Source organism: Acinetobacter pittii ATCC 19004 = CIP 70.29, from assembly GCF_000369045.1.
Classification (GTDB): domain Bacteria; phylum Pseudomonadota; class Gammaproteobacteria; order Pseudomonadales; family Moraxellaceae; genus Acinetobacter; species Acinetobacter pittii.
This window is the reverse complement of record NZ_KB849789.1, coordinates 453,870-463,701: the sequence shown is the minus strand read 5'-3', so window position 1 is coordinate 463,701 and position 9,832 is coordinate 453,870. Positions and strand designations below refer to the sequence as shown.

Here is a 9,832-nt window from a genome sequence, read left to right as displayed (position 1 = left end):
CACGCAAACCTTTTAAAAATTCGATGTCAGCTGGAATAACGCCGCCTTCTCCTTGGATCGGCTCAACAATCACGGCACATGTTTGTTCATTAATGACCGCTTTTGCAGCTTCTAAATCATTAAAGGCAACATGGTTGATACCATTTGGAAGTGGTGCAAAGTCTTGTGAATATTTAGGTTGACCACCCGCCGAAACGGTAAATAAGGTACGGCCGTGGAACGCATTGTTAAATGCCACAATACCACTTTTGCCAGCAACACCACTGTCGAGTCCAACTTTACGAGCTAGTTTTAATGCAGCTTCATTAGCTTCTGCACCTGAGTTACAGAAGAATACTTTATCTGCAAATGTATTTTCAGTGAGTTGTTTTGCAAGGCGTAGAACGGGTTCATTTGTATAACCGTTGCCTACGTGCCAAAGTTTTGTTGCTTGTTCTGTTAAAGCATTTACTGCCACTGGATGCGCATGACCTAATGCGTTTACTGCAATCCCGCCTGCAAAATCGATATATTCTTTATTTTCTTGATCCCAAATACGTGAACCTTCACCACGTACCGGAATGAAATTTGCCGGTGCAAAAACTGGAACCATCCACTCGTTAAAGTCATTACGAGAAACTGCAAAATTATTCATCTTATCTAGTCCATTAAATTGAATTATTAGGCTTAACCGATGCCCCTATTATTCAAAATCAAATTGATTCACAAAATTTGTAATTCAGTCAAAAATGAATTAATTTTTACCAATTTGATAATTGACAATTACAATATGGATAACATTGATCAAATTATTTTAGGTTTACTTAAAGATAACGCACGGATGTCTGTTACCGAGTTAGCCGAAAAAGTTCACGTTTCAAGAGCAACTATCAAGAAGAGAATGGAGTATCTGGAGTCTTCGGGCATTATTACCGGATATACGGTACGGTTTAAACCGAATGCTGAACGCAACGTCATCCGTGCATGGATGAGCATTATGGTCGAAGGCACCAAAGCGCAGTCTGTGATTAAAGAACTACGCCTAGAAAGTGCCGTGGAATGTTTACATAAAACGAATGGCAAATGGGACATTTTGGTCGAGCTACGTTCTGATACTTTAGAAAACTTCGACAAAGTTTTAGAAAGAATCAGGAATATTTCAGGTATTTATAACAGTGAAACTAGCATTCTGCTTGCGAGTCATAAGACCTAATCATTCAATTTAATTTCAATAAATAAGAACTCGAAATTGATGAGCTAAGTTAAATCTTGGCTCCTCAAGCTGCTCTCCATTAGAAAATTATTCAATTATCTTTCATCAAATCTACTGAACTAGTACGACAATCAACCTCTCCTAAAAATCTTCAATAAATTTTTAATATTTTTTAAACAATCAAATCAAAAACTTAAAATCCAATTTGATTTAAATTTTCACTTTTTTCACTCACTCCTCTCATCAAAGCATTTGACAGAAAATTTAAAACATAATACATATATTATTATATGTTATATGTTAAAACCTAAGGACAAGGTATAAAAAATGGCTAAAACTCAACTACAACACTTTATTAACGGCGAATATGTTGCTAGCAAAGGAAATGATTACTTCGATTTGGTAAGCCCAGTCACTGGTGAAGTTTATGCGCAATCACCGAATGCGACCGAGGCAGAAGTTGATGCAGCTTATGCTGCTGCAAAAGAAGCGTTTAAAATTTGGGGACGTAGTACACCTTCGACTCGTCAAAAAGCATTACTTAACTTGGCAGATGCTATTGAAGCAAATGCTGATCGTTTAATTGAAGCACAAAGTCGTAATACGGGTCAGTTAAAACACTTAATTGCATCTGAAGAAGTGGGTGCATCAGCAGATCAGGTTCGTTTCTTTGCAGGTGCTGCCCGTTTACTCAATGGCACAGCTTCAGGTGAATATTTAGAAGGTTTAACCTCTTCTATTCGCCGTGAACCTGTCGGTGTAGTTGGGCAAGTTACACCTTGGAACTATCCACTCATGATGGCTGTTTGGAAAATTGCTCCAGCTTTAGCCGCAGGTAATACCGTGGTACTTAAACCAAGTGATACAACGCCGGAAAGTACGCTTTTACTTGCTGAAATTGCTGCACCATTTTTCCCTAAAGGTGCATTTAACGTAGTGTTAGGCCAAGCTCAGGTGGGTTCAAAAGTTGTATCACATAAGACCCCTGCACTCGTTTCTATTACAGGCTCAGTTCGTGCGGGATTACAAGTTGCAGCTTCTGCCGCAGCAAATCTAGCGAAAGCGCATCTTGAGCTTGGTGGTAAAGCACCTGTAGTGGTTTTTGAAGATGCTGACCTAGACAAAGCAGTTGAAATGATTGCTTTAACAGGCTATTTCAACGCAGGGCAAGACTGTACTGCAGCAACGCGTGTAATTGTGGCTGAATCTGTTCATGATGAATTTTTAAGTAAGTTAGTTGAAGCTGCAAAAAATACCCGTTTTGGTGAACCCGATGATCAAGACGCGCTTTATGGCCCACTTAACAATGCTAACCAATTGAAAAACGTTAAAGCGTTTATCGACAACTTACCTGCTCACGCCAAAGTTGAAACAGGTGGAAAACAGGCAGACCGTCCAGGCTTCTATTTTGAACCCACTGTTATTAGTGGCTTAAAACAACACGATGAGGCCATTCAAAATGAAATTTTTGGACCAGTGATTACCGTTCAAAAATTTACAGATGAAAATGATGCGATTGAAAAAGCCAACGATGTTGAATATGGCCTAGCTTCAAGTGTTTGGACTAAAGACCATGCCCGCGCCACTCGTCTTTCTCGTGAACTTGATTTCGGTACAGTTTGGATTAATACCCATATTCCTTTAACCGCAGAAATGCCACACGGCGGTTTCAAAAAGTCAGGATATGGTAAAGATTTATCTGGCTACGGTTTTGAAGAATATACGCGCGTTAAACATGTGATGAGTTCAAACGAATAATAAAAATGGACTTTGAAAGGAGATCAAAATGAATAAACAAGAAATGAAAGACTTGGTGACTAAAGCTCATCATGAGTTATTTAATTTACACGACACCACTGCTCTGGATCGTTATTTTTCTGAAGACTTTATAGAGCACTCACCACTCGTTGCAAATGGTCTTTCAGGCCTTCGCCAACTGGTAGAAGACTGCCCAGATATGCAACATGAAGCTGTGCGTGTATTGGCAGATGGCGACTTGGTTGCAATTCATGGCCGCTTTCAGGGATTAGATGAAAACCCTTTAGTTGGTTTTGATATTTACCGAGTGAAAGATGGCAAAATTGTGGAACATTGGGATGGTCTTGTAGCAGAAGCAGCGCCGAATGTGAGTGGCAGAACCCAATTAGATGGTCCGACCGAAATCGTAACTCATCATGATTCGGAGAAAAATCGTGAGATTGTGACCTCTTTCTTTAAGAAGTCATTAATTGATGGCAATTACGAAGCATTTAAAGAATACACTCACGACGATCAGTTCATTCAACATAGTCCAGACATTGGCGATGGTGTTAAAGCAGTCATTGATTTTTTGAACAATATCCGTAATGAAGGACAAGGTTTGGTATACTCCAAAACGCATCGCTCCATTGCTGATGGTCAATTTGTCTTGACACATTCCGAAGGAAGTATTGCCGGAAATCGGCATGCCTATTTTGAATTATGGCGTGTAGATAATGGCAAAATTGTTGAACTTTGGGATGCAATACCAGCTGTGCCTGAAGATGAACAGGCCGTCCATCAATATGGCGTGTTTTAATCATTTATCCGTTTCATTAAGCTAAGTCTCTGACTTAGCTTTTAGAGAATTCGCCATGTCAGCATATACGATAATTTTTGCACCTATCGCTCAGGCAACTCGATCGGAACAAGTTGTAGAACGCTTGGAAAATGCAATTATCTCTGGATTGCTCAAAAGCAATGAACAGCTTCCTAACGAGGCGGATCTAGCTCGCTTAATGGGGGTGTCACCCATTACAGTCCGTGAAGCTTTAAATACTTTACGCGTAAAAGGTCTGATTGATACACGACGCGGGCGAAACGGCGGAAGCTTTGTTTGCGAGTTGCCTTCCGATTTACTCTTAAACAAGCACCCTCTGCGTCAGGCTTCCAATGAATATTTAGCTGATTTAGGCGAGTTTCATAGTGCAATTTTAAGCCATGGTGCATATTTGGCAGCACAAAGAACTACTGAATATGAACTGGGTAAAATCAAAGAGCTTATTGATCAATTTGAACAAGCAGTTGAACCAGACATACGTGCCCAACTTGATTTACGTTGTTTGTTAACACTTACCTCTTTTGCTCAATCAGCTCGACTGGCAAATCAAGAGTTAACCATACAAGCCGAATGGGCACCGCTCATTGCTGTGCTTTATCAAGATGATCAATTTCATCAATTGGTCGTCGCTCAATACCACCAACTTTTATCATCTTTTGTTCAAGGCAATGAAGATGATGCTGTTATTCAAGCGCGAAAAATCATTTCGATGCTAACAGACCAAATGCTTCGATATAAGTTATCTATCGAATAAAAACAATAAAGTAGAGCACTTATAAAATATCGAGTGAGAAATACGGAATTTTAGGAGTTATAGGAATGACCCAACATTTAGATATAGAAGAGCTTCAAAATTTGTTAAAGACGGTGGTTGAAGAAACGACAGCCATTACAGAAAAGCTGGCAACTAAAGCGAGCAAAATTCTTTCAAAACATGAACCTGAAAAAACAAAAGACGTTAAGCTTTCAGGTTCAGAACGCACAGCTTTGCAAAAAGAAATTAAAAAGGCCTTACAGGAAAGCCATTACAGTCAAGGTATTGGTTTTGCAAGTTATAGCCCTGCAACGCAAGAAGAGCAAGATTATTGGACACTCGAATGGTGGTATAAAAAAGAAGATCAGTTACAGCAAGCAAAGCTTGAAAACTATCAAAATGCTCAGCGATTTTTAGATTTTCGCTCTTTTGAATGGTTCCATAAACCTGCTCAAAATAAGAGTCCGTGCATCCATGGGCCTTATGTCGACTATATTTGCAATGGTGCATACACCATCACCCTTGCTCATCCAGTCATGATTCGTGATCAATTTATCGGTGTGATTGCTACCGATATTTTAGTTTCCGCACTGGAAAAAATTCTTATGCCGAAGCTTAAAAACATTAAACAAAAAGCAATTGTGATTAACGACTCTTCTCGAGTGATTACTTCAAATGATATCACCATCAGAACAGGCACATTATTTAAAGGCCAAAGCCCCGAGCAGTTTCTGGCACGACCGTGTCAATCTTTTCAACTGGTCGTGATTTAGAGTGACGTCGAAAAATATAAATATTTGACTTTGCTTTAGGGCATCACCAAGGCAAAACAGCCACCCACTTTTGTACAAACTTTCTTCAAATAGACGTGTTTATTCAGGTCTAGGGAAAGTTTTGGCTCAAAAATAGCATCGCTTTTCCGGATGAAAAGCAAAACAACGAATTTGAGGTTGAAATGACATGGAAAATAAAACGTCTTCCTTAAAAAAACTGTCACTTTGGCAAGTCACGATTATTGGTATTGCCTACATGACCCCTATGACGGTGTTTGACACTTTCGGTATTGTCTCTGGCATTACCAATGGACACGTACCACTGGCCTATTTACTCGCACTTGGCGCCATGCTACTCACTGCTTGGAGCTATGCAAGATTTAGTAAAAATTCAGAAAAATCAGGCTCGGCATATAGCTATACAGCTGAAAGTTTAGGACCTAAAAGTGGCTTTTTTGTCGGTTGGTGTTCCCTACTCGACTATTTGTTATTACCTCTCATTAATGTTTTGCTAGCTGCGATTTATCTCACAGCCCTTATCCCAAGTCTGCCTTACTGGTTCTGGGTGCTTGTATCGGCAAGCCTAGTCACTTTAGTAAACTGTTTCCGCATTCGGTTACTCGCCAATTTAAGCCTGTTGTTTGTGTTTGCACCGATCATACTCATGGTCATTTTTGTTTATTTAGTGATTAAGGGTATTGGCTCGACCCAAGGTTATGAGCATGTGCTTACATTGGCGCCACTCTGGCATGAGCACCAATCTTTACTCCCCCTCGTTGCGGGTGCCTCAGTTTTGTGCTTTTCGTTTTTAGGTTTTGATGCGGTTACCACACTTTCTAATGAAACCAAACAACCCACTAAAAATATTCCCCGCGCAGTTATGTTAACAACTCTTGCGGGCGGACTGATTTTCTTCACGGCCGCTTGGTTTATTCAGCTTTATTTTCCAAACAATCTTCGTTTTCAACATCCTTCAGAAGCGTTGCCTGAAATTGTGCTTTACGTTGGTGGTGCTTTTTTCCAATCGGTATTCTTATGCGGGCAAATTATGAACACAGTCGCCTCTGGCCTTGCCTCACATGCCAGCGCTTCGCGTTTACTGTATATAATGGGTACCGATAATATTTTCCCTAAAAAGTATTTTGGGACAATTCATATTTCATTAGGTACACCGTTTTTCTCGGTTTTGTTTGTTGGTCTTATTTCAATGTCTGCGGTTTTTCTAGATTTAGCCCAAGTCGTCAGCCTAATCAGCTTTGGTGCTCTAGTCGCTTTTACAGCCGTAAATTTCTCAGTTTTTATGAAGTTTTATATTAAAGATAAACAGCGTTCAGGGTTTAAAAACAAATTTCTAAACCTGTTTTTACCGCTTATATCAGTCTTTAGCATTATTTGCCTCTGGCTTAATCTCGATTCATCTTCACTCATGTTTGGTTGTTTCTGGTTAGCTTTGGGTGTTCTCCTATTTATCTATAAAACGATTAAAAAACAAAGTATTGCTATTAGTAATGCTTATTAATTTTTAAGGAACTTTATTATGAAAATTATTTCTAAACCTCAACTTTTAAAAGACGTGGAATATAAACCAAGTAAATCTCTACAGGTAGGCAAAGAGTGGAGCTGGTTAAATCCAAAACATGCAAAATTTGATACATCCACGGTTAATAGCACTTCGGTAGATAATCCAGCCAACTACTATGAAAGCTCACTTTCTGATTGGCATACCTTTGACAGCTTAAAAGCTGATATTGAGTGTGATGTGGTTGTTATTGGTGGTGGTTTATTAGGTTCATCTACGGCCTTACATTTAGCTGAACAAGGTGTAGAGACTGTTTTATTAGAAAAAAACCGTGTAGGTAGCGCAGCTTCTGGACGCAATGGCGGACAACTCACCCCTGGTTTAGCTCGCTGGGAAGCCCAAGAAATGGCCGATCGCTTGAGCTACGAAGATGCCAAAAAACTTTGGCATTTTACCTCTACAGAAGCGATGCAACTGATTGATGACATTTCGGAAAAATACCAGCTTAACTTTGACCGAAAATACGGTCATATTACTGCTGCCGTTCATGAAGGACATTTAGTCGGTTTAACACAAGGCGCCGATGCACGAAAATATTTAGGTGAAGACCATACCCGCATTGTGGGTAAACATGAACTCATGGACTATATTAAATCAGACTACTATACGGGTGGTTTAATTGATGAGTTAGGTGGACAAATCCATCCTTTAGCTTTGAACCGTGGCTTAATTTATGGCTTTTGCCAAAATGGCGGTACTGTCTATGAACAAACAGAAGTTATTTCAATAGAAGAAAAAGCAGATGGTATTTATGTTCAAACAGCAAATGCTGTCGTAAAAGCTAAAAAATCTGTAGTGTTAGCAGTACACCATGCTTCGTTTAAACTTTTATCAGAGCAAAACAATACTACTATTCCGTTTTATACCTATGTTGCGACGACTGCCCCGCTCGAGTTTGATACGAAAGAGATTTTACCGTTTGGGCATCCTGTTTATGACACTCAGTTCCAGATTGATTACTACCGCCCTGTGTTTAATAACCGCTTATTGTTTGGTGGCCAAGGCACAGGAACATGCTGGGGACCAGAGAAAACATTAAATTATCTAGAGCATCGAATTCATACAGTTTTCCCTCAAATTAAAAATCTAGAGATGGATTTTGTCTGGAGTGGAACAACTGATTTAACCGTAAATGGTGCAGTCGATAGCCGTAAGTTTGGTAATAAGTTCCCGATTTATGCTGTTCATGGTTGGAGTGGTCACGGCGTTGCTCAGACGGTACGCATTGGTAAAGCCATTGCAAATGACTTTGTTGGGCAATCTAACGACTTCGAAATGTTATCTAAAATTGATCATCAAAATATTATTTTTGGTCGTACCCTTGCTCCCGTTGTTATTCCACTCGCTAAAAGCATGTATGGCATCGGTGCAATGATTAATCCGGGCAAAATGGTATCTTTCTAATTTATAAAATAACCGATTTCAAAAAGGGATCCGTATAGCTTTGTACGGATCCTTTTTATTTAGCCGAGTAAAATCTTTTTCAAACTAGGTTATCCCTAACCAATCTATTACAATAGCGCCAGCTTTTTTATTCAGCGCATATATTTTGAGCAATTCATCTTCCCAATTAAAACGCGGACTTAAAAATCGCCATATCCAGTTGATCGCTATGGGTGGTGCTGTCGGGACAGGTTTATTTTTAGGCTCTGCACAAGTCATCCAGTCTGCTGGTCCTTCTATTATTTTAGGTTATGCCATTGTCGGTTTGGTCGCATTTTTAATTATGCGCCAAATGGGTGAAATGATCGTAGAAGAACCTGTGGTTGGTTCCTTTAGTTACTTTGCACAAAAATATTGGGGGAAATTCCCCGGTTTTTTATCGGGCTGGAACTATTGGGTTGTTTATATTCTGGTCGCGATGACCGAACTGACAGCCGTTGCTAAATATGTGCATTACTGGTGGCCCCACATTCCTGCTTGGATATCAGCCTTATTTTTCTTTGTTTTGGTCACATGTTTGAACTTAGGCAACGTTAAATTTTATGGCGAATCTGAGTTTTGGTTAGCTATTATTAAAGTTGCGGCGGTCATTGCCATGATCGTGTTTGGCTTATATTTATTGCTTACCGCGGGTAGTGACTCTATCGCTAGCTTTGCAAACTTATGGCAGCATGGCGGATTTTTCCCGCATGGGTTCTCAGGCCTATTTTATATGCTTGCCTTTTTAATGTTTGCATTTGGCGGTATTGAACTGATTGGGATGACTGCCGCTGAAGCCGAAAATCCAGAAAAAAGCATTCCACAAGCCATTAACCAAGTCATCTTTCGAATCTTGATCTTCTATGTAGCTTCGCTTGCTATCATCATGTCACTCATTCCGTGGAATCAGCTTGACCTCGGTGGTTTAGATAAAAGTCCATTTGTGATGATTTTTAGCCAACTTGGGATTGGCTGGGCAGCACATTTGCTTAACTTTATTATCTTGACGGCTGCCTTATCAGTTTATAACAGCGGTATGTATGCAAACAGCCGTATGTTATATGGCCTAGCAGTACAGGGCCACGCATCCAAAATTTTTACAAAAGTCAGCAAACAAGGGGTTCCAACACCTGCTGTTATCTTTTCTTCTATTCTGATTTTTGGTTGTGTATTACTGAACTATTTTATCCCAGAAGAAGCTTTAAGCTATCTCATGTACATGGCTGTAGCTGCACTGGTTTTAAACTGGGCAATTATTAGCTTTACTCATTTAAAGTTTAAACACGCCATGAAGCTTGAAAATAAAGTTGCCAAATTCCCTGCTCTATTTTCACCCTTGAGTAACTATATTGTTTTAATTTTTATTGGCATGATTTTATACATCATGTGGACTCAAGGATTTGAAAAATCGGTGATTTTAATTCCAATCTGGATTACTTTCATGTTTGGATTATATAAATTTTTGAGTTGGAAAAAAGCTCTCTAATATTCAAAGAAGGCTTATTCAAATAGGATAAGCCTTTTATCATTTACC

General features: G+C 39.5%; 9 protein-coding genes. 8 read left to right on the top strand and 1 reads right to left on the bottom strand.

Annotation, left to right across the window (positions count from 1 at the left end; all coding sequences use genetic code 11):
* A partial coding sequence (locus F928_RS12610) for an aminotransferase class III-fold pyridoxal phosphate-dependent enzyme (protein ID WP_005075624.1) occupies window positions 1–634 on the bottom strand: 634 nt, incomplete at its 3' end.
* 135 nt (window positions 635–769) lie between these two features.
* Here F928_RS12610 and F928_RS12605 point away from each other — a divergent pair.
* From F928_RS12605 to F928_RS12570, 8 genes are all read left to right on the top strand, one after another.
* Complete coding sequence (locus F928_RS12605) at window positions 770–1,192, top strand: Lrp/AsnC family transcriptional regulator (protein ID WP_002001056.1); 423 nt, start codon at window positions 770–772, stop codon at window positions 1,190–1,192.
* 327 nt (window positions 1,193–1,519) lie between these two features.
* Entirely contained in the window at window positions 1,520–2,950 is a 1,431-nt protein-coding gene (locus F928_RS12600) for a gamma-aminobutyraldehyde dehydrogenase (protein ID WP_002120548.1), read from the top strand.
* A gap of 28 nt (window positions 2,951–2,978) precedes the next feature.
* Window positions 2,979–3,749 (top strand): nuclear transport factor 2 family protein, encoded by a 771-nt coding sequence (locus tag F928_RS12595; RefSeq protein ID WP_005075622.1) that lies wholly within the window; start codon window positions 2,979–2,981, stop codon window positions 3,747–3,749.
* A gap of 55 nt (window positions 3,750–3,804) precedes the next feature.
* On the top strand, window positions 3,805–4,524 hold the full coding sequence (rmpR, locus tag F928_RS12590; protein ID WP_005075620.1) for a FadR/GntR family transcriptional regulator: 720 nt from the start codon (window positions 3,805–3,807) through the stop codon (window positions 4,522–4,524).
* 65 nt (window positions 4,525–4,589) lie between these two features.
* Window positions 4,590–5,297 (top strand): cache domain-containing protein, encoded by a 708-nt coding sequence (locus tag F928_RS12585; RefSeq protein ID WP_005075618.1) that lies wholly within the window; start codon window positions 4,590–4,592, stop codon window positions 5,295–5,297.
* Between the two features lie 187 nt (window positions 5,298–5,484).
* The gene (puuP, locus tag F928_RS12580; protein WP_005075615.1) at window positions 5,485–6,816 is read left to right on the top strand and encodes an APC family permease; all 1,332 of its coding nucleotides are present in this window, start codon (window positions 5,485–5,487) and stop codon (window positions 6,814–6,816) included.
* Window positions 6,817–6,834: 18 nt separating this feature from the next.
* The gene (gene puuB / locus F928_RS12575; RefSeq protein WP_005075612.1) at window positions 6,835–8,280 is read left to right on the top strand and encodes an NAD(P)/FAD-dependent oxidoreductase; all 1,446 of its coding nucleotides are present in this window, start codon (window positions 6,835–6,837) and stop codon (window positions 8,278–8,280) included.
* 145 nt (window positions 8,281–8,425) lie between these two features.
* The gene (locus F928_RS12570; protein WP_080632687.1) at window positions 8,426–9,784 is read left to right on the top strand and encodes an amino acid permease; all 1,359 of its coding nucleotides are present in this window, start codon (window positions 8,426–8,428) and stop codon (window positions 9,782–9,784) included.
* The last annotated feature ends 48 nt before the right edge of the window (window positions 9,785–9,832 follow it).

Bases quoted from the DNA above. Each gene is read 5' to 3' on its own strand.
- F928_RS12605 (WP_002001056.1), top strand. From the start codon at position 770: ATGGATAACATTGATCAAATTATTTTAGGTTTACTTAAAGATAACGCA.
- F928_RS12600 (WP_002120548.1), top strand. From the start codon at position 1,520: ATGGCTAAAACTCAACTACAACACTTTATTAACGGCGAATATGTTGCT.
- F928_RS12595 (WP_005075622.1), top strand. From the start codon at position 2,979: ATGAATAAACAAGAAATGAAAGACTTGGTGACTAAAGCTCATCATGAG.
- rmpR (WP_005075620.1), top strand. From the start codon at position 3,805: ATGTCAGCATATACGATAATTTTTGCACCTATCGCTCAGGCAACTCGA.
- F928_RS12585 (WP_005075618.1), top strand. From the start codon at position 4,590: ATGACCCAACATTTAGATATAGAAGAGCTTCAAAATTTGTTAAAGACG.
- puuP (WP_005075615.1), top strand. From the start codon at position 5,485: ATGGAAAATAAAACGTCTTCCTTAAAAAAACTGTCACTTTGGCAAGTC.
- puuB (WP_005075612.1), top strand. From the start codon at position 6,835: ATGAAAATTATTTCTAAACCTCAACTTTTAAAAGACGTGGAATATAAA.